We start from the raw sequence: 19,948 nt of genomic DNA, 5'->3' as shown, positions 1-19,948 counted from the left end.
CTTCGTCATGTCCGGTCAGATGCTGGCGCCGAAGAGCAGCTCGATCGGTCCGCGGGCGAAGAAGATCAGGAAGCCGGCGCCGACGAGCCACAGCAGCGGACTGATCTGCTTGGCGCGGCCCGAGAATGCGTGGATGACGACCCAGCTGACGAATCCTGCGCCGATGCCGTTCGCGATCGAGTAGGTCAGCGGCATGACGGTCACCGTGAGGAAGACCGGCAGCAGCACCCGGAAGTCCGCGAAGTCGATGTGCCGGATCTGCGCCATCATCATGGCGCCGACGATGATCAGCGCCGCGGCCGCGATCTCGGTCGGCACGATCGAGGTCAGCGGCGTGAGGAACATCGCGACCAGGAACATGCCGCCGGTGATCAGATTCGCGAAGCCGGTGCGAGCTCCCTCGCCGATGCCGGCGCCCGACTCGATGAACACGGTGCTCGACGATGACGAGGTCGCACCGCCGGCGATGGCGCCGACGCCCTCGACGATCAGCGCCGACTTGATGCGGGGGAAGTCGCCCTTCGCGTCGGCGAGCTCTGCTTCCTTCGCCAGGCCCGTCATCGTGCCCATGGCGTCGAAGAAGTTCGTGAACAGCAGGGTGAAGACGATCATCACCAGCGCCACCGAGCTGACCTTGCCGAGGTCGAATGTGAAGTCGACCGCGCCGATCAGGCTGAGGTCGGGAACGCTGACGGGCGAACCCTGCAGCGCCGGAACAGTCAGGCCCCAGCCGCCGGGGTTGACGACATTGCCCTCGGCGTCGAAGCCGCGCGGACCGATCTTCCAGATGGCCTCGACGATGACGGCCAGCACGGTGCCGGCGACCAGGCCGATGAGCATGCCGCCTTTGACGCGCAGCGCGACGAGGACACCCGTGACGATGAGCGTCACAACGAACAGCAGCGTCGGGATGGTGGCGACCGAGCCGTTCACACCCAGGCCGACCGGAGGCGACGACGCGCCGGTCGCGGTCACGAAGCCGGAGTTGACGAAGCCGATGAAGGCGATGAACAGGCCGATGCCGACCGTGATGGCGATCTTCAGCTGGAACGGAACCGCGTCGAAGATGGCCTTGCGAAGGCCGGTCGCAGCCAGCAGCACGATCAGCGCGCCGTTGATCATCACGAGTGCCATCGCCTCGGGCCAGGTGACCTGACCGACGACGCTGAAGGCGACGAAGGCGTTGATGCCGAGACCGGCGGCGAAGCCGAACGGCAGACGGCTGACCAGCCCGAACAGGATGGTCATCACACCCGCGGTCAGAGCGGTGGCCGCGCCGACGGCGTTGAACTCGAGGACGTTGCCCGCGACGTCGGGCTTTCCGGCGAGGATGATCGGGTTGAGGATGACGATGTACGCCATCGTCACGAAGGTGACGAGACCGCCGCGGATCTCTGCGCCGAAGCTGGACCCCCGCTTCGTGATCTCGAAATACCGGTCGAGCGTGCCAGTAGGCTTCCGCTCGGTGTCAGGGCGGGCAGGGGCAGTTGTCATCGGGAACCTCCGGAGAGAATCTATCGTGTCCGGCATGTCTCGCGTGGCCGCGGCGGGCACGCGAGTGCACGACGTAGGCTCGATGAGTCATGCAACGTCTCATCGTCGTGCTCCTCGCCGCCCTGGACGCCGCCATCGCGGCCGCTGTCGGGCTCGCGACCGTGCTCGCCCCGCTCACGCTGCTCTGGGTGCTGGCGTTCGGCTTGAGCGCCGATTGGGGCTCGCTGTGGCCGGTCAGCGGAACGCTGTGGCAGTTCGCGCACGGAGTGCCGATCGAGGTGGTGCTGCCGGATACCCTGCTGTCGAACCTCGCCATCTCGAAGGAGGCCGCGCAGTTCGGCCTCTCGGTTCCGCCGCTGGCCATCCTCGTGTTCACCCTGCTGTTCGGCGCGCGCTCGGGCCGTCGAGCCGCCGTCGCCGGCACCTGGTACACCGGCGTCGCCTCCGGCGCCGTGACGTTCACGCTGATCACGGTGCTGGTGGCGCTCACCGCGCAGGCCGACATCCTTCGGACGACCCTGTGGACGGCTGTCGTCGTCCCGGCATCCGTCTACCTCTTCGGCCTTCTTGCCGGCGCCGTCGCGTACGCCTGGGCAGAGGGGGACAGCGGGCCGATCGATCGCATCCACGACGTGGTCGACGGCTGGGGCGAGTGGACGCCGGTGCCGACGGAAGCGGTCCGCGGCGCGGCCATCGCGATGGCCGCGATGATGGGGGCAGCCGCCGTCGGCGTCGCCGCGATGACGCTCCTGCGCGGAGGGGAGGTCGTCGCCCTGTTCGAGCGGCTCGGTGTCGATGCGCTCGGGGCGACCATGCTCACCCTCGCGCATCTGCTCTACCTGCCGACGCTGCTCATATGGGGCGCGAGCTGGCTGGCGGGTCCCGGCTTCGCTCTGGGAACCGGCACGGCGGTGTCTCCAGCCGGCACCGAGCTCGGTGTCGTCCCCGGCATCCCGGTTCTCGGGCTGATCCCCGAGGATTCGACGATGTGGATGCTGGTGTCGGTGCTCGTGCCGATCGCCTGCGGTGCACTCGCCGGATGGATGGTGCGCTCGAGACTGGTGTGGGAGCGCACCGCGAACGGCTACGCGCCCCGCGCCGCCATCGCCGTCGGGATCGCCGCGCTGTCGGCCGGTGCCGCTGCCATCGCCGCGACGCTCGCCGCAGGATCGATCGGTCCGGGGCGGCTGTCGCAGGTGGGGCCAGTGGCAGGCCCGCTCGCTCTGGCGGTCGGCATAGAGGTGCTCATCGGCAGCGCGATCCTGCTGCTCGCGCCGCGCCACCGGGATGAGCTCGCGGAGGAGCGCACCGACCGCTGGCGTGAGGAGATGGCGGAGTGGGAAGGCGCGTCGGGCACCGACTGATTCGCGTCACTCACGCAGCAGCGGCAGCACCTCGGCGCCGACGTACTCCAGGTGATCGAGGTCGCGCAGGTCGAGCAGCTGGAAGTGCACGCGGTCGACGCCGAGGTCGCGCAGCCGATCGACCTTCTCTGCGATGGCATCCGCCGACCCGACGATGCTCGCTCCGTCGTCTACGTCGTCGGCGGCACGCCCGACTGCCTCGGCACGCCGTGCGACCTCGGCATCCGTCCGGCCGGCGAAGGTCGTCATGGCGACCGAGAACTTCAGGCTCGCGGGATCACGGCCGATCGTCTCGCACGCGGCCCGAACGACCGCGATCCGCTCGGCGACGGCGGACTCGGGCTGGAACCCGATGTTGAACTCCGTCGCGAACCGCGCGGCGATCGCCGGCGTGCGTCGCGGACCGTTGCCGCCGACGATGACGGGAACACGATCCTGCACCGGCTTGGGCAGTGCAGGCGAGTCCGTCAGCGTGTAGTGCTCGCCCTGGAACGAGAACGTCTCGCCGACGGGCGTCTGCCACAGACCGGTGATGATCGCGAGCTGCTCTTCGAGGATCGTGAAGCGTCGCGCGGGGAAGGGGATGCCATACGCCCGGTGCTCCTGCTCGAACCAACCTGTGCCGAGGCCGAACTCGACCCGCCCTGACGACATCGCGTCGACCTGGGCGACCTGGATGGCCAGCACGGCGGGCATCCGATGCGTCGCCGACGACACGAGTGTGCCGAGGCGGATGCGCGTGGTCTCGCGGGCGAGGCCGGCGAGCGTCGTCCAGGCGTCGGTCGGACCGGGAAGCGGATCGCCCGCACCCATGCGCATGTAGTGGTCGGATCGGAAGAACGCGTCGAATCCGTGACGTTCGGCGCTCAGCGCGAAGGCGAGCTGATCGTCGTAGCTGAAGCCCTGCTGCGGTTCGGTGAAGACGGTGAACTCCATGGGCTCAGTCTGTCGTGCCCGTCGTCGATGCGCGCGGAGCGGACCCGGACGGTCGGAATGAAGAGATGGCGGCAGCCGGAGCCCCGGTAGACTGACCGGGTGCTGACGCTCGCGGTCCTCATCTCCGGTACCGGCTCGAATCTCCGAGCCCTGCTCGAAGCCGCCAGCCACCCCGATTTCCCGGCGCGCGTCGTCGTCGTGGGCGCCGATCGCGAGGCGGACGGCCTCGCGCATGCCGAGGAGTTCGGCATCCCGACTTTCACGGTGCCGTATTCCGCGCACCCCAGCCGGGAGGCATGGGGAGACGAGCTGGCCGCACAGTTGGATGTCTGGCAGCCGGACCTCATCGTGCTGAGCGGGCTGATGCGGCTGCTGCCGAGTGCGGTCGTCGCCCGCTATGCCCCCAACATCATCAACACCCATCCGGCGTACCTGCCGGAGTTCCCCGGCGCGCACGGCGTGCGCGACGCCCTGGCGGCGGGCGTCGAGCAGACCGGCGCGAGTGTCATCGTGATCGACGAAGGAGTCGACAGCGGTCCGATCCTCGCCCAGGAGCGCATCCCCGTGCTTCCAGGCGACACCGAGTCCACCCTGCACGAGCGCATCAAGCCTGTCGAGCGGCGTCTGCTCGTCGACGTCGTGCAGCGCATCGCGGCGGGCAGCCTCACGCTCACCTCCTGACCTGCGCATCCTGAAACCCCGCACGCTCACCCGAACGAAGGAGCATCACCATGGCCGGCCCCCGTCTCGACCCCTCGCTGTACCGTGACCGCGACCTGGTGCCGATCCGGCGCGCTCTCGTGTCGGTCAGCGACAAGTCCGGTCTGCTCGAGCTGGCCGGCGCCCTCGTGGCGGCCGGCGTCGAGATCGTCTCGACCGGGTCGACCGCGCAGACGATCCGGGATGCCGGTCACGACGTGACCGATGTCGCCGCCGTCACGGGTGTCGCCGAGATGCTCGACGGACGCGTCAAGACGCTGCACCCGAAGGTGCACGGCGGTCTGCTCGCCGATCTGCGCCTGGAGGATCACGAGCGTCAGCTCGCCGACCTCGGCATCGAGCCGTTCGAGCTCGTGGTGGTGAACCTGTACCCGTTCGTCGAGACCGTGGCCTCCGGCGCCGAGCCCGACGCGATCGTCGAGCAGATCGACATCGGCGGACCGGCGATGGTGCGCGCTGCGGCGAAGAACCACGCCAACGTCGCGATCGTCGTGTCGCCCGAGTCGTACCCGGCCATCATCGAGTCGGTCCGCGACGGCGGCACGAACCTCGTGCAGCGCCGCGAACTCGCCGGACGCGCCTTCGCGCATACCGCGAACTACGACTCGGCGGTCGCGCAGTGGTTCACCGAAGGCAGCCTCGCCGAGGAGGGCGACCTTCCCGCGCACCTCACCGTGAAGGCCGAGCGGCTCGCCACGCTGCGCTACGGCGAGAACTCTCACCAGCGCGGCGCGATCTACACCCGCGCCGGCGGGCACGGCATCGCCCAGGCCGTGCAGCTGCAGGGCAAGGAGATGTCGTACAACAACTACGTCGACGCGGATGCCGCGCTGCGCGCTGCCTACGACATGGTGCTGCCCGCGGTCGCGATCATCAAGCACGCGAACCCCTGCGGCATCGCCACGACCGCGCCCAACGCACTCGACCCGATCGCCAGCGCGCACCTGCGAGCCCACGAGTGCGACCCGGTCTCGGCATACGGCGGCGTGATCGCCACCAACGGCACCGTCACGCTGAAGATGGCGGAGAACCTGAAGGACATCTTCACCGAGGTCATCGTCGCGCCCGACTTCGAGCCGGCGGCTCTCGAGGTGTTCAAGGCCAAGAAGAACCTGCGTCTGCTGCAGCTGCCGGCGGACTGGCGCCAGGAGCGGATGGACATCCGCCTGGTGTCGGGCGGCCTGCTGCTGCAGGATGCCGACCGGTTCCCGGACGACATCGTCTCGGTCGCCAAGGACTGGGAGCTCGTCTCGGGTGAGCGGCCTGATGACGCCGAGATGGAGAACCTCATCTTCGCGTGGAAGGCGTGCCGCGCGGTGAAGTCGAATGCGATCGTGCTCGCGAAGGGCAACGCTACGGTCGGCGTCGGCATGGGGCAGGTCAACCGGGTCGACTCGTGCCGCCTCGCGGTCGAGCGCGCGGGCGATCGTGCGGCCGGCTCCGTCGCGGCATCCGATGCGTTCTTCCCGTTCGCCGACGGACCGCAGGTGCTGCTGGATGCCGGCATCTCGGCGATCGTGCAGCCGGGTGGTTCGGTGCGCGACGGGGAGGTCATCGATGCCGCGCGCAAGGCCGGCGTGACGATGTTCTTCACCGGCGAGCGCCACTTCTTCCACTGACGCGGAGCGTCAGCGGGCCCCCGCCGTTCAGATCGTCGCGGAGCTCAGCAGGATGCTGGTCTCGCTGTCGCGGATGCCGTCGATCCCACGGATGACGCTCAGCGTCTCGTCGAAGGATGCCAGGCTGTCGCAGCTGATGTCCGCGACGAGATCCCAGCGGCCGTTGGTGGTGTGCAGCGAGGCGATCTGGGGGACGCCGCGCAGACTGCGGATCACGTCGCGGGTGTTTCGCCCCTCGACGGCGATCAGCATGATCGCGCGCACGATGGAGGTCTCGGCGGGGTCGTGCACGCGCACCGAGAAGCCGACGATGACGCCGCTCTCGACGAGTCGCTTCAGCCGGCTGTCGACGGTGGCGCGGGTGACGCCCAGCCGCCGGGCGAGGTTCACGACCGACTCGCGGCTGTTGGCGCGCAGCAGCGACAGCAGACGGCGATCGAGATCATCGAGTGAGGTCATGAGCACAATGTAAGTCAACGGTGCGCAGAATGCCATCTCCCTGTCGCAAATGACTCACCTTGTTGATTGAAAGTGCCATCGGCCGCTCGTAGATTGGGACTCTCTGAGTGAAAGGGTGGACGATGGTCCGTTTCGTCGATGTTCCGAACATGCGCCGCTGGCTGATCGACACCGGCATCGAGCCGGCGATCTCGGGCATCGCAGAGACCATCGCCTCGGACTTCATCCGCTGGCAGGACTTCGACAAGACGGCCCGCGTCGCCAGCCACTCCGACATCGGCGTGATCGAGCTGATGCCGGCCAGCGACGGCCGCCAGTACGGGTTCAAGTACGTCAACGGCCACCCGAGCAACCCCGCCCGCGGAATGCAGACCGTCACGGCGTTCGGCGTGCTCGCCGACGTCGACAGCGGCTATCCGACGCTGTGGACCGAGATGACCATTCTCACGGCGCTGCGCACGGCGGCGACCTCCGCGATGGTCGCGCGGGTGCTCGCACCGGCGGATGCCACGACGATGGCGATGATCGGCACGGGCAGCCAGGCCGAGTTCCAGGCACTGGCGTTCCGCGCGCTGCTGGGCATCGATCGGCTTCGCGTATGGGACACCGATCCCCGCGCACTCGACGTCTTCGAAGAGAACATGCGCCCCCTCGGCTTCGACATCCTCCGCGCGAACAGCGCTGCGGAGGCCGTCGCCGGCGCGCACATCATCACCACCTGCACAGCGGACAAGGCCAACGCCACCGTGCTGACCGACGACATGGTCGTACCCGGCGTGCACATCAACGCGATCGGCGGCGACTGCCCCGGCAAGACCGAGCTCGACGCGCGCATCCTGCCCCGCGGCGACATCTTCGTCGAGTACCCGCCGCAGACGCGCATCGAGGGCGAGATCCAGCAGCTCGACGCCGAGCATCCGATCACCGAGCTGTGGCAGGTGCTCCGCGGCGAGGCCGCCGGACGCACCTCCGACGAGCAGATCACCGTCTTCGACTCGGTCGGCTTCGCGATCGAGGATTTCTCGGCGCTGCGCTATCTGGCCGCGGCGATCGACGGCACCGACTACTTCACCGAGGTCGACATCATCGCAGAGCCTGCGGACCCGAAGAACCTGTTCGCGCTGGTGGCGCAGGGCGCCGCGGCGCCGAGCCTGGCGTGAGAGCGGCGTCCGCGCAGGCGCCGGGCGCCGTGGTGCTGATCAGGCCGCACCACTTCCGCCCGAACCCGCAGACCGCGGCCGACAACAACTTCCAGCGCCCCGCCGACCACGACGTCTCACGCGAGGCGTACGACGTGTGCACGCGGGTCGCCGAGCAGCTGCGAGAAGCCGGCGTGCGCGTGCACGTGTTCGAGGACGAATCCCACGAGTACCCCGACAGCGTCTTCCCGAACAACTGGTTCTCCACGCACGCCGGCGGTCGCGTCGCGGTCTACCCGATGTACGCGGCGAACCGCCGGGGAGAGCGCCGTGCCGACATCATCGAGATGCTCAAGGCCGAGTACCGGGTGCAGGAGGTCATCGACTACTCGGGGCTCGAGCCAGACGACCTGTTCCTCGAGGGCACCGGAGCCATGGTGCTCGATCACGTCTCGCGCATCGCGTACGCGGTGCGCTCGAAGCGCTGCGATCCGGTGCTCGTCGAGCGCTTCTGCACCGTGTTCGGGTACGAGCCGGTCGTCTTCGACGCCGTCGACCCCGAAGGCGTGCCGATCTATCACACCAACGTGATGATGTGCATCGGCACGGACATCGCCCTGATCGGCCTGGACGCCGTCGTCGGCGATGCGCGGCGTGAAGAGATCGCGCGGCGCATCCGTGAGACGGGGCGCACGCTGATCCCGCTGACGGCGGCGCAGGTGGCGGCTTTCGCCGGCAACGCGATAGAGCTGCGCGGACACGGTGGAGAGCGGCTCCTGGTGATCTCCGAGACCGCCCGACGCCGCCTCACCGAAGAGCAGCTGACCACGCTGTCCGCGTCGTGCCGGATCCTGTCGCTGGATGTCGCACCGATCGAGCTGGCCGGCGGATCGGTGCGGTGCATGATCGCGGGCATCCACCTCGATCCGCGCTGATCGGGCATCCGCACAGCTGTGTCCGATTTCCGCCAGCCGGAGGGCCCTCCAGGTGGCAGAGTGGAGGCATGAGCTTCCCGACGATGACCTTCGACGAGCGGTATCGCGCGATCAGCGCGCGCGACACGCGCTTCGACGGACAGTTCGTCACCGCCGTGCGCTCCACCGGGATCTACTGCCGGCCGAGCTGCCCCGCCCGCACACCGAAGACGGCGAACGTCACGTTCTATCCGACCAGCGCCGCAGCCCACGAGGCCGGCTACCGGGCGTGCAAGCGGTGCCTTCCGGAGGCTACGCCGGGCTCGCCGGCATGGAACCTGCGCGGGGATGCCGCGGCGCGCGCCATGCGCCTGATCGCCGCGGGCGTCGTCGAGCAGGAGGGGGTGCCAGGTCTCGCCCGCAGGCTCGGCTACTCGCCGCGGCACCTCACCCGGCTGCTCACCTCCGGGCTCGGCGCAGGCCCGCTCGCCCTCGCCAGGGCGCATCGTGCGCACACTGCTCGCATGCTGCTGGTGGGCACCGACATGCCGATCTCGGAGGTCGCGTTCTCGGCCGGGTTCGCCAGCATCCGTCAATGCAACGACACGATCCGAGAGGTGTTCGCGATGGCGCCGGGGCAGCTGCGTGCCACCCGCCGGGCGTCGACGGTGGATGCCGACGCGCAGGGGACCATCGATCTCCTGCTCCCGCACCGGACCCCGATGGATGCCGCGGGCATCTTCGCCTGGATGGCCGCCCGTGCCCTGCCGGGCATGGAGACGGCGACGGAGTCGTCGTTCGCGCGCCACCTGCGGATGCCCGGTGGCCCCGCACACTTCCAGATCCGGCAGGATCCGGTCGGCCGCCTGCGGCTGCGCGCACGGGTCACCCGGCTCGGCGACCTCGCCCCGCTGGTCGCGACCGCGCGACGGCTGTTCGACCTGGACGCGGATCCCGAGGGGGTGGATGCGATCCTCTCCGCACACGCAGAGCTGGCGCCGCTCGTCGCGGCGATCCCGGGCATCCGCGTTCCGGGCGCCGCCGACCCGCACGAGATGCTCATCCGCGCCATGGTCGGCCAGCAGATCACCGTCGTCGCGGCCAGGACTGCGCTGACCGCACTCGCCGACCAACTGGGGGAGCGCACGCCCGACGGCGGACTGCTCTTTCCCACCATGGCAGCGATAGCCGAGCACGGCGCCGAGGTGCTGCGCGGGCCCGCGGCCCGCATCCGCGCCATCACCGGGGCGGCCGCGGCACTGGCATCCGAAGATCTGACGCTCACCGTCGGCGATGACGCGGCCGAGCAGCGAGAGCGGCTGCTCGCGATGCCGGGCATCGGTCCGTGGACGGCCGACTACGTGCGGATGCGGGTGCTCGGCGACCCGGATGTCTTCCTGCCGGGAGACGTCGCGATGCGCGCCGGGGCCGCGGCGTCCGGCCTGCCGGGAGAGCCCAGGCCACTCGCCGCGTGGGCCGAGCGCCTCGCCCCGTGGCGCAGCTATCTCACCGCACATCTGTGGCGTGCCGCGCCCGTGCGGCCGGCGCGCGCAGCGCGCACCAAGACCATCACGAAGGAGCCCGCATGACCGCCCTCATCCAGACCATCGACACCCCCGACGGCGCGCTGACGATCCTCACTGACGCGCAGCAGCGCGTGCTCGCCTCGGGCTGGAGCGCGGATCACGCCGAGATCATCGCGCGCGTGCACCCGACCCTGCGCCCCGAGCAGGTCGCCGAAGGCGAGTCGGATGCCGCAGGAGCCGCCCGCGCGTACTATGCGGGCGATCTGGCGGCGATCGACACGGTCGCCGTGCACCAGCGCGGCACCGAGCTGCAGCGGATCGGCTGGGCGGCGCTGCGCCGGATCGCTCCGGGGAAGCCGCTGACCTACAGTGAGTTCGCGGAGGAGCTCGGCAGCCCGCAGGCGGTGAGGGCTGCGGCGTCCATCTGCGCGCGCAATGCGCCGGCGCTGTTCGTGCCCTGCCACCGCGTGCTGCGCTCGGACGGGTCGCTAGGCGGCTTCGCCTGGGGCCTGGAGGTCAAGCAGAGCCTGCTCGCCCGCGAAGCGCTCGCCGCTCGGTGACGCGGCTCAGACGGCCGGGGTCTCGTCGTCGATGTCCGAGATGAAGGCAACGGCGGCGTAGACCGTCTTCTTGAAGTCGAGCACCTCGTCGCGCAGCGCCGTGTTGTCGATCACGTAAGCGAGCATCACGGGGAAGTCCTTCATCCCGGCGTGCGGCGTCTCGCCGGCGATGCGCGCCGCGAAGACGATGCCGAAGACGCGCAGATCGACCGAGCCGTCGTCGTCGATCCGGATCAGCTGCGGATCGGCCGCATCCGGATCGACACCCTGCTCCTTCAGCGCGGTCAGCGTGGTGCGATACGCGATCGCCTCGTCGAGGACGGCGAAGAAGTAGTCAGGCCGGTCCGGGCCGGCGATCTGCCGCAGCAGCCGCGCGTCGGCCGGCAGCTGGGCTGGGAGGTCGGCGGGGCCGACATCGACCGATTCGATGCGCAGACGGGAGCTCATGGGATCAGCGTACGGGCTGTCGATTTCCACTTGCGCGGAATGCGCTTTCAGGAATAGGCTCAAAGGCTGTCGCGCCGACCGGACGACCAAGCCGAGCCTGAGGAGAACACCATGGCCACGACGACCGTCAAGACGTTCATCGCCCTCGGCTCGCACACAGCGCGCCCGCGTGATTGACGGCGGCTCACCGCCTCTCACGCCCCTCCGCGCACAGCGGATGCACTCGGACATCCGCTCTCCTTCTTCGTCTCCCACGCAACTCATCTGAGAGTCATGTCTGCCACAACGTCATCGTCGTCCCTGTCCACCTTCGCCGCACTCTGGCGGCTAAAGCCCTTCGTGCAGCCGATCTTCGGCCGCCTCGTCGGCGGTGCGCTCAGCGCGCTCGGCGCTGCCGTCATCGCGCTGATGATCCCGATCGTGCTCGAGCAGATCGTGCAGGGACCGATCGCCTCGGGCGTCACCGGCCTCATCGCGGTCGGCGCCTTCGGCGTGCTCGCCCTCGCACTCGGCGAGGCCGCGATGGTGTGGCTGCGGCGCTGGTTCGTGCTCACTCCGGCCACCGAGGTCGAGTACCAGATGCGCGCCGAGCTGTACTCGCGCCTGCAGAATCTGCCGGTGGCCTTCCACGACCGGTGGCAGTCGGGTCAGCTGCTCAGCCGCATGATGCAGGACATCAACATCATCCGTCGCTGGCTGGCGTTCGGTCTCATCCTGCTCGTGGTCAACATCCTCACCATCGTGATCGGCGCCGTGCTGCTGTTCCGCTGGCACTGGCTGCTGGGGGCGATCTTCCTCATCACCGGCATCCCGATGTGGATCCAGGGATACCTGTTCGAGAAGCGCTACGGCGCGCTCGCCCGTCGCAGCCAGGACCAGGCCGGCGACCTCGCCACCAGCGTCGAGGAGAGCGTCCACGGCATCCGCGTCCTCAAGGCCTTCGGCCGTGGCAAGCACGCGCTGAGCCGCTTCAGCCGCCAGGCCGAGACCCTGCGCGAGACCGAGCTGAGCAAGGCGCGCGCCGTCGGCGAGATCTGGTTCTGGCTCGACCTCATGCCGCAGATCGCCTTCGGCCTCAGCCTCATCACCGGCATCTGGCTGATCGCCGACGGCGCGATCGACGTGCCGCAGCTGTTCGCGTTCTTCGCGATGGCGACGGTGCTGCGCTGGCCGATCGAGTCGATCGGCTTCCTGTTCTCGTTCATGCTGGATGCCCGCACCGCTACCGACCGCGTGTTCGACATCTTCCAGGAGACGAACTCGATCACCGACCCGGAGAACCCGGTGCGCATCGACGAGCCGCGAGGCGAGCTCGCATTCGAAGGCGCGCACTTCCGGTATCAGGACGCGGGGGCTGCCGAGCGCGACCTGCTCGACGGCATCGACCTGGTGCTGCGGCCCGGCGAGACGATGGCGCTGGTCGGTCTGACCGGCAGCGGCAAGACCACCCTCACCACGCTTCCCGCGCGCCTGTACGACGTCACGGGAGGACGCGTCACGCTCGACGGCGTCGACATCCGCGACCTCGAGCTGAGCGAGCTGCGCCGGCACGTGGCCATGGCGTTCGAGGACGCGACGCTGTTCTCGGCATCCGTTCGCGAGAACGTGCTGCTGGGGCGCGCGGACCTCGATCTGCACAGCGAAGAGGCCGATCGCGTGCTGCACGAGGCGCTCGACGTCGCCCAGGCCGGCTTCGCCGAGCAGCTTCCCGAAGGCCTTGAGACGATCATCGGCGAGGAGGGACTGAGCCTGTCCGGCGGACAGCGTCAGCGCCTTGCGCTGGCGCGCGCCGTCGCCGCGGCGCCCAAGGTGCTCGTGCTCGATGACCCGCTGTCGGCGCTCGACGTCGACACCGAGGCTCTGGTGGAGGAGGCGCTGCGCCACGTGCTCGCCGAGACCACCGCGTTGATCGTCGCGCACCGGCCGTCGACTGTCGCACTCGCCGACCGGGTGGCGCTGCTCGAGCGAGGCCGCATCACCGCCGTCGGCACGCACTCCGAGCTGCTGCGCACCAGTGCGCACTACCGGCACGTGATCTCGAGCCTCGAGGCCGAGGAGGCCGCGCGCACCGGCGCGATCCCGATCATCACCGACGAGCAGGCGCAGGAAGCGCAAGCACAGGAAGAGGAGGTGCAGGCATGAGCGTCACCGGAACCCAGGGCGAAGACCGCTCCGACTACACCAATGCCGAGAGCCGCGCCATCCGACAGCGCTCGCTGCGGCTGCTCGGCTCGCTGATCGAGCCGCTGCGCCTGCGCATCGTGATCGCCGCGCTCGTGCTCGTCGTCTCGACGGCGCTGCAGGTCGCGGGCCCGATCCTGATCGGATTCGCGCTCGACAACGCACTGCCGCAGCTGCTCGAGAACGCCGACTGGATGCCGGCGATCACCGTCACCATCGTGTACCTGTTCGCGGGCATCACCGGTTCGGCGCTCATCGGCCTCTACGTCGTGCTCGCCGCCCGCATCACGCAGGCGGTGCTGCTGGATCTGCGCAAGCGCATCTTCCTGCACACGCAGCGTCTGAGCCTCGAATTCCACGAGTCGTACACCTCCGGCCGGATCATCTCCCGCCAGACCAGCGATCTCGACTCGATCCGCGAGCTGCTCGACGGCGGATTGAACAACCTCGTCTCGGGTGTGCTGTTCGGCCTGTTCACCTTCATCGCGCTGGTGATCGCCGACTGGCAGTCCGGCGTGATCCTCGCTCTCGCGGGCATCCCGCTCCTGCTGCTGATGCGGTGGTTCTACAAGCGCTCGCAGCTCGTCTACCGCGAGTCGCGGGTGATCAGCGCCAAGGTGATCGTGCAGTTCGTCGAGACGATGACGGGCATCCGGGCGGTGAAGTCGTTCCGCAAGGAGCCGCGCAACGACAAGACGTTCCGCAAGGTCGCCGGCGACTACCGCGACGTGAACCGCCGCTCGATGGTGCTGTTCGGCACGTTCGAGCCGGGACTCATGGCAGTCTCGGCGCTCACCATCGCCCTGGTCGTGCTGTGGGGCGGCATCCGCGTCTCCGACGGCGTTCTCGGCGTCGGAGTGCTGCTGGCGACCGTGCTGTACGTGCGCAACTTCTTCGCGCCCATGCAGGAGATCGCGATGTTCCTGAACTCCTACCAGTCCGCCACCGCGGCACTGGAGAAGGTCTCCGGCGTGCTGGACGAGGTGCCGACGGTGCCGGATCCCGCGAAGCCCGTCGACCTCTGGGAGTCGCGCGGTGCGATCCGCTTCGACGAGGTCACCTTCGGGTACAACGGCGAGAAGACGATCCTGCCGAACTTCACGCTCGACATCCCCGCCGGGCAGACGATCGCCCTCGTCGGCACGACGGGCGCCGGCAAGTCGACGCTCGCGAAGCTGATCTCGCGCTTCTACGACCCGACGGTCGGCTCGGTCACGCTCGACGGCGTCGACCTCCGGATGCTGCATCCGAAGGATCTGCGCAGGGCGATCGTCATGGTGACGCAGGAGGCGTACCTGTTCAGCGGCACCGTCGCAGACAACATCGCCCTCGGAAAGCCGGATGCCACGATGGACGAGATCCGAGCGGCGGCACGCGCTGTCGGCGCGGACGAATTCATCTCGGCGCTCCCGGACGGATACAACTCCGACGTGAACAAGCGCGGTGGGCGCGTGTCCGCGGGGCAGCGCCAGCTGATCTCGTTCGCGCGCGCATTCCTCGCCGACCCGGCGGTGCTGATCCTCGACGAGGCGACGGCCTCGCTGGACATCCCGTCGGAGCGGCTGATCCAGGACGCGCTGCAGACGCTGCTCGCCGACCGCACGGCGATCATCATCGCGCACCGCCTGTCGACGGTCGCGATCGCCGACCGGGTGCTCGTCATGGAGCACGGACGGATCATCGAGGATGACACCCCCGAGGCGCTGATCGGCGGCACGGGCAAGTTCGCCCAGCTGCACGCGGCCTGGCAGGAGACTCTGGTCTGAGGCTGTCCGCAGCGGGCCATCACGTGGTTAGGTTGAAGGTGTGGATCCGTTCTGGGCGATGGCAGCCGAAGTGTGGTGGGTCACGCCTGTCGTCATGGGCGGCGCAGCGGCCGGTTTCATCGCGAAGCGGAGGCGTGACATGGTGAGCGGCAAGAGGCTCGGCTACGAGGCTGCGCGGCTCGATCTGCGTCAGGCGCAGCACGAGGCCAAGGTGGCCGCCGACAACGCGCGCATCGCGCGCGCCGAGGCGACCAGGGTCAACGCCGAGCGTGCCGCAGGGCGCGCGGACTCCGGCGCGGTGTCCGCGGCGCGGCGCACCCTGCGCGAGGCTCAGCTGGCGTCCAAGGCGGCCGCCGCCCACATGCGTGCCGCCAGGGCGCGGCTGACCGCCGAGCGGACGGCACTGACCACTGGGGGCGTGGTTCCCCTCGACCGGCTCCGCACACGTCACGACGTCGTGCTCGCCCGTTGGATGGAGTACGAGACCGATCCGGCCAAGGTGCTCGCCTTCCCGGCGATGAGCGACGCCACGGTGCCCGCCACCGCCGCGTTCCTCGCCGCGCTGCAGGACGCCCGCGAACGGCGCCCGCACGCCGAGGGGGCGCGGTTCACAGCATCCGACTACGCCGCCTACCGCGACGCGGTCGAGCGACTGGAGCGCACGTTCGACACCGCTGAGCGCTCGGTGCGCGGCGAGACGCGACAGGGCGAGCTGCCCGAGTCGCTGCGCGACGCCGCCCGCACGCTCGTGGAGCGCACCACCGACGTGATCAACCGCACGTCTGATGTGATCGGCTCGTGGGGGCGCCCCCACGACGACGACCCGCCGCGCGAGCGCCGCTGACGGGAGCTCGACTTCACAGGGCGACTGCAATTGTGCAGGATGCCGGTGGGCACAATCTCCTACGGAAGTGGAGTCGTCCTAGATCCGTGCCCGATTCTGAGTGGTCGGAGCGAGGTGCAGGCCTCGACTGACAGCGGCAGCGAGGGTGCGCTCGACGTAGTCCCAGCCGTAGATGACCTGCGAGTACGAGAACCGCAGCACCGTGTACCCGCGCAACCGCAGTTGAGCGTCGTGCGCGATGTCTCGCGTGCGGTCGGCAGATGACGAGTGATGCGCCCAGCCGTCGATCTGCACGATGAGATGCGTGCCGATGAGGAAGTCGACGTCGTGGCCGGCCAGATTCACCTGCATGCGAAGGCGCACTCCCCAGGCGCTCAGCCGCACATGGAACACGGTCTCCAGCGATGACCCGGCGCCCGGGCGCACATGCTCAAGGCAGCGGCGGGCAGCCGCGCTTCGCCAGCGCACGCTGCGCAACGCCTCCAGGGTCGTTGCCTCGACGCGGATCGCCGATTCCCAGATCGCCACAGCCTGATCCAGCGGATGGCATTGTGCAGCATCGGACAACGCATCCTCGACGGACGCCTCGAGCACCCGCGGCCGTCGTGGTCCGAGCGGAGCGGCCCAGTGGGCGTGCACATTCTCGGCGCGCAGCGACTCGTGCGAAGGCAGGTGCAGATGCACCGTCGCATCGGCGTCCGGAGGCACCCACCAGCCGCGTCGCCTCGCGAGCGTTGTGCAGGTCACCGTCCCGCCGCTGAAGGCCGCCGTGACCAGCTCGGCTGGCGCCGACGGCAGAGCGATCCATTTCGCTCGGATTCGACGCACTGCGCCCGCGCGAATGGCCGCGCGCACATGGGACGGCGCGTATCCGGCATCCGAGGCGTCATCTCGATGCCCGATGCCACCGCGTTCGCCGAGCCAGGCTGTCAATCTCATCCGGCCAGCATGGGCGAGTCATCCGTCCGCCGGATGCTGCGCACCGTGACCTGTGGAGAAGACGCCGCCTGCCGCAAATGTGGAGAATGAGTCGCGGAGTCAACTTCACAGGACGACTGCAAATCCGGAGGAGGCCGGCACGCGGGTCATCCTGTGGAACTGGATTCGTCCTGAATTGCCGCGGATGTTCAGGAAGAGCGGCGACGGGACCCCGATGGGGGAGGGGATTCGAGACCCCGCCGCCGGTTCAGGACGTTATGCGGATCTGCGCGATGACCTCGGAGTACTCGGTTTCGCCGACCGGCTCGAAGCCCACGCGGCGGAAGAACGCCTCCGGGCCGCCTTCTCCGGCCTCATAGATCACGTTCACATGATCGACGCCGCGTGAGCGGGCCTCGTCGATCAAAGACTCCACAGCGAAGCGCCCGACGCCGCGACCCTGATCGTCGGCGTCGACGTTGATGCGCCACAGGACGCTGCGGAAGTTCTCTTCGAGAGCATCGGGGTCGAAGCTCGCGCTGACGAATCCCACGACCTCGTCGCCATCGAGCACGACGCGCTGCCAGGACGTCTGCGGGTTGACGACGGTATCGGCGATCCCGTACGAGACCGGCGCGAGGAACTGCTCCTGCCCGGGCTTCAGGGACAGCTTGTTGACAGCGACGATCGTCGCCGCGGAGAGTTCGACCACGCGCAGTTCCGACATGAACCCAGGCTAGCCCCTCGACGGCAGTCGTGGAGGAAATACAACTCAGGTATCTTGGTATCGAGATAAATTGCCCTCGCGAACGGAGATCCGGTGACCGACGACGCCATCATCTACACCTACACAGACGAGGCGCCGGCACTGGCGACCGCGTCCTTCCTGCCGATCATCAAGGCCTACACCGGCCAGGCGGGCATCGAGGTGGAGACGCGTGACATCTCGCTGGCGGGACGCATCCTCGCGGCCTTCCCGCAGAAGCTCTCCCCGGAGCAGCAGGTCGGCGACGCTCTCGCCGAGCTCGGCGGACTCGCCACGCTGGCCGAGGCGAACATCATCAAGCTGCCGAACATCTCGGCATCCATCCCGCAGCTGAAGGCTGCGATCGCCGAGCTGCAGGAGCAGGGCTACGACGTCCCGGACTACCCGGATGAGCCCGCGACTCTTGAAGAGCGCGACGTGCGCGCCCGCTACGACCGCATCAAGGGATCGGCAGTCAACCCGGTGCTGCGCGAGGGCAACAGCGACCGTCGCGCGCCGCTGGCGGTGAAGAACTACGCCAAGAAGCACCCGCACCGCAACAAGCCGTTCGCCGACGGCTCGAAGACCCGTGTCGCCACGATGGGTCACGACGACTTCAAGTCGAACGAGCGCTCCTGGGTCGCCGCCAGCGACGACGTCCTCAGCATTCAGCACATCGCCGCAGACGGCACCGTGACGGTGCTCAAGGAGGGGCTGAAGGTCCTGCCGCGCGAGATCATCGACGCGACGTTCCTGTCGGCCGCGCACCTCGACGCCTTCCTCGCCGAGACGCTCGCGGCTGCGAAGAACGACGACGTGCTCTACTCGGTGCACCTCAAGGCCACCATGATGAAGGTCAGCGACCCGATCATCTTCGGCCACGTCGTGAAGGCGTTCTTCGCCGACGTGTTCACGCAGTACGGCGACAGGCTCGCCGAGGCGGGTCTCAGCGCGAACGACGGATTGGGCTCGATCCTGTCGGGACTGGCATCCATCGCCGGTGGCGACGAGATCAAGGCCGCATTCGACAAGGCGATCGCCGAGGGCCCGCGCCTGTCCTACGTCAACTCCGACAAGGGCATCACCAACCTGCACGTGCCCAGCGATGTCATCGTCGACGCGTCGATGCCCGCGCTGGTGCGCAACGGCGGCAAGCTCTGGGGCGCCGACGGCGGAGAGGGCGACACGCTCGCCGTCATCCCCGATTCGTCATACGCAGGCGTCTACCAGACGGTGATCGACGACGTCATCGCCAACGGCCCGCTCGACCCGGCCACCATCGGCACCGTTCCGAACGTGGGCCTGATGGCTCAAGCCGCCGAGGAGTACGGCAGCCACGACAAGACGTTCGAGATCGCCACGGAAGGCGTCGTGCAGATCCTCGACGGCGAGGGCACCGTCCTCATCGAGCACCACGTCGGCGCAGGCGACATCTGGCGCGCCACGCAGACCAAGCACATCGCGGTCATGGACTGGGTGAAGCTCGCCGTCACCCGCGCCCGCGCGACCGGCGACCCGGCCGTCTTCTGGCTGGACGCCAACCGCTCGCACGACGCGCAGATCATCGCCAAGGTGCACCAGGGACTCGCCCTGCTCGACACCAAGGGTCTGACGATCACGATCCTCGCCCCCGAGGAGGCGACGCGCTACACGCTCGCGCGCATGCGCCACGGCCTGGACACCATCTCGGTCACCGGCAACGTGCTGCGCGACTACCTCACCGACCTGTTCCCGATCCTCGAGGTCGGCACCAGCGCCAAGATGCTCAGCATCGTGCCGCTGCTCGCCGGCGGCGGACTGTTCGAGACCGGTGCGGGTGGTTCCGCACCGAAGCACGTGCAGCAGCTGGTCGAGGAGAACTACCTGCGCTGGGACTCGCTGGGCGAGTTCTTCGCGCTGGCCGCATCGCTCGAGCACTTCGCTGACCGCGCGGGCAACGAGAAGGCGCGCGTCCTCGCCGAGACGCTGGATGCCGCCACCGGCACCTTCCTCGAGGAGGACCGCTCACCGGGTCGCAAGCTCGGCACGATCGACAACCGCGGCAGCCACTTCTATCTCGCGCTGTACTGGGCGCAGGAGCTGGCGAAGCAGACGAAGGACTCCGAGCTGGCGGACGCGTTCGCGCCCGTCGCAGCCGCGCTCACCGAGCAGGAGGAGAAGATCGTCTCCGAGCTGAACGCGGTGCAGGGCTCGCCTGTCGAGATCGGCGGCTACTACCGCCCCGACGCCGCGAAGGTCGCCGAGGCGATGCGCCCGTCGCGGACGCTGAACGGCGTCATCGACGCGCTGATCTGATCCAGACGGACGAAAGGGGGC

17 protein-coding genes are annotated in these 19,948 nt (G+C 68.8%); 11 read left to right on the top strand and 6 right to left on the bottom strand.

The genetic code is table 11. From position 1 onward, the window contains the following. Window positions 1-15 precede the first annotated feature (15 nt). A complete protein-coding gene (locus ACQUSX_RS05915; RefSeq protein ID WP_428906031.1) occupies window positions 16-1,494 on the bottom strand; it encodes an NCS2 family permease in 1,479 nt (492 codons plus the stop codon). Window positions 1,495-1,583: 89 nt separating this feature from the next. Here ACQUSX_RS05915 and ACQUSX_RS05910 point away from each other — a divergent pair, with 89 nt between their 5' ends. Further along, a complete protein-coding gene (locus tag ACQUSX_RS05910) occupies window positions 1,584-2,858 on the top strand; it encodes a cell division protein PerM (protein ID WP_428906030.1) in 1,275 nt (424 codons plus the stop codon). A gap of 6 nt (window positions 2,859-2,864) precedes the next feature. Here ACQUSX_RS05910 and ACQUSX_RS05905 read toward each other — a convergent pair whose 3' ends face one another. After that, window positions 2,865-3,794 carry an LLM class F420-dependent oxidoreductase gene (locus tag ACQUSX_RS05905; protein ID WP_428906029.1) on the bottom strand — a complete coding sequence of 310 codons (930 nt, stop codon included), beginning with the start codon at window positions 3,792-3,794 and terminating at the stop codon, window positions 2,865-2,867. Window positions 3,795-3,893: 99 nt separating this feature from the next. Between ACQUSX_RS05905 and purN the strand changes: the two genes are divergently transcribed. Further along, complete coding sequence (gene purN, locus ACQUSX_RS05900; RefSeq protein ID WP_428906028.1) at window positions 3,894-4,475, top strand: phosphoribosylglycinamide formyltransferase; 582 nt, start codon at window positions 3,894-3,896, stop codon at window positions 4,473-4,475. A gap of 50 nt (window positions 4,476-4,525) precedes the next feature. Next, window positions 4,526-6,133: a bifunctional phosphoribosylaminoimidazolecarboxamide formyltransferase/IMP cyclohydrolase gene (gene purH / locus ACQUSX_RS05895; RefSeq protein WP_428906027.1), complete on the top strand. Its 1,608-nt coding sequence runs from the start codon at window positions 4,526-4,528 to the stop codon at window positions 6,131-6,133. 27 nt (window positions 6,134-6,160) lie between these two features. Here purH and ACQUSX_RS05890 read toward each other — a convergent pair whose 3' ends face one another. Beyond that, window positions 6,161-6,592, bottom strand: a complete 432-nt coding sequence (locus ACQUSX_RS05890; protein ID WP_428906026.1) for an Lrp/AsnC family transcriptional regulator — start codon at window positions 6,590-6,592, stop codon at window positions 6,161-6,163. A 122-nt stretch (window positions 6,593-6,714) separates the two neighbouring features. Between ACQUSX_RS05890 and ocd the strand changes: the two genes are divergently transcribed. From ocd to ACQUSX_RS05870, 4 genes are all read left to right on the top strand, one after another. Next, window positions 6,715-7,752, top strand: a complete 1,038-nt coding sequence (ocd, locus tag ACQUSX_RS05885; protein WP_428906025.1) for an ornithine cyclodeaminase — start codon at window positions 6,715-6,717, stop codon at window positions 7,750-7,752. Then, window positions 7,749-8,666, top strand: coding sequence for a citrulline utilization hydrolase CtlX (gene ctlX / locus ACQUSX_RS05880; protein WP_428906024.1), 918 nt, complete (start codon window positions 7,749-7,751; stop codon window positions 8,664-8,666). The genes ocd and ctlX overlap by 4 nt, the downstream gene beginning before the upstream one ends. 68 nt (window positions 8,667-8,734) lie before the next feature. Continuing rightward, window positions 8,735-10,234, top strand: coding sequence for a DNA-3-methyladenine glycosylase 2 family protein (locus tag ACQUSX_RS05875; protein WP_428929955.1), 1,500 nt, complete (start codon window positions 8,735-8,737; stop codon window positions 10,232-10,234). Next, window positions 10,231-10,731: a methylated-DNA--[protein]-cysteine S-methyltransferase gene (locus tag ACQUSX_RS05870; protein WP_428906022.1), complete on the top strand. Its 501-nt coding sequence runs from the start codon at window positions 10,231-10,233 to the stop codon at window positions 10,729-10,731. Before ACQUSX_RS05875 ends, ACQUSX_RS05870 begins: the two co-directional genes overlap by 4 nt. 6 nt (window positions 10,732-10,737) lie before the next feature. Here the strand turns inward: ACQUSX_RS05870 and ACQUSX_RS05865 are convergent, their stop codons facing one another. After that, window positions 10,738-11,178 carry a hypothetical protein gene (locus ACQUSX_RS05865; RefSeq protein WP_428906021.1) on the bottom strand — a complete coding sequence of 147 codons (441 nt, stop codon included), beginning with the start codon at window positions 11,176-11,178 and terminating at the stop codon, window positions 10,738-10,740. Window positions 11,179-11,451: 273 nt separating this feature from the next. On the opposite strand from ACQUSX_RS05865, the gene ACQUSX_RS05860 reads away from it, so the two are divergent. From ACQUSX_RS05860 to ACQUSX_RS05850, 3 genes are read left to right on the top strand one after another with little or no spacing between them, the layout of a single operon-like run. After that, entirely contained in the window at window positions 11,452-13,320 is a 1,869-nt protein-coding gene (locus ACQUSX_RS05860) for an ABC transporter ATP-binding protein (protein ID WP_428906020.1), read from the top strand. Next, window positions 13,317-15,125, top strand: coding sequence for an ABC transporter ATP-binding protein (locus tag ACQUSX_RS05855; RefSeq protein WP_428906019.1), 1,809 nt, complete (start codon window positions 13,317-13,319; stop codon window positions 15,123-15,125). Before ACQUSX_RS05860 ends, ACQUSX_RS05855 begins: the two co-directional genes overlap by 4 nt. Before the next feature lie 40 nt (window positions 15,126-15,165). Next, the gene (locus tag ACQUSX_RS05850; protein ID WP_428906018.1) at window positions 15,166-15,969 is read left to right on the top strand and encodes a hypothetical protein; all 804 of its coding nucleotides are present in this window, start codon (window positions 15,166-15,168) and stop codon (window positions 15,967-15,969) included. A 78-nt stretch (window positions 15,970-16,047) separates the two neighbouring features. Here ACQUSX_RS05850 and ACQUSX_RS05845 read toward each other — a convergent pair whose 3' ends face one another. After that, entirely contained in the window at window positions 16,048-16,908 is an 861-nt protein-coding gene (locus ACQUSX_RS05845) for an endonuclease domain-containing protein (protein ID WP_428906017.1), read from the bottom strand. Window positions 16,909-17,155: 247 nt separating this feature from the next. Next, the gene (locus tag ACQUSX_RS05840) at window positions 17,156-17,614 is read right to left on the bottom strand and encodes a GNAT family N-acetyltransferase (RefSeq protein ID WP_428906016.1); all 459 of its coding nucleotides are present in this window, start codon (window positions 17,612-17,614) and stop codon (window positions 17,156-17,158) included. A 93-nt stretch (window positions 17,615-17,707) separates the two neighbouring features. Here ACQUSX_RS05840 and ACQUSX_RS05835 point away from each other — a divergent pair, with 93 nt between their 5' ends. Next, window positions 17,708-19,927 (top strand): NADP-dependent isocitrate dehydrogenase, encoded by a 2,220-nt coding sequence (locus tag ACQUSX_RS05835; protein ID WP_428906015.1) that lies wholly within the window; start codon window positions 17,708-17,710, stop codon window positions 19,925-19,927. Window positions 19,928-19,948: the final 21 nt, after the last annotated feature.

It is taken from the genome of Microbacterium alcoholitolerans, assembly GCF_050408615.1.
GTDB lineage: Bacteria > Actinomycetota > Actinomycetes > Actinomycetales > Microbacteriaceae > Microbacterium.
This window is presented reverse-complemented; position numbering and strand designations above follow the sequence as displayed.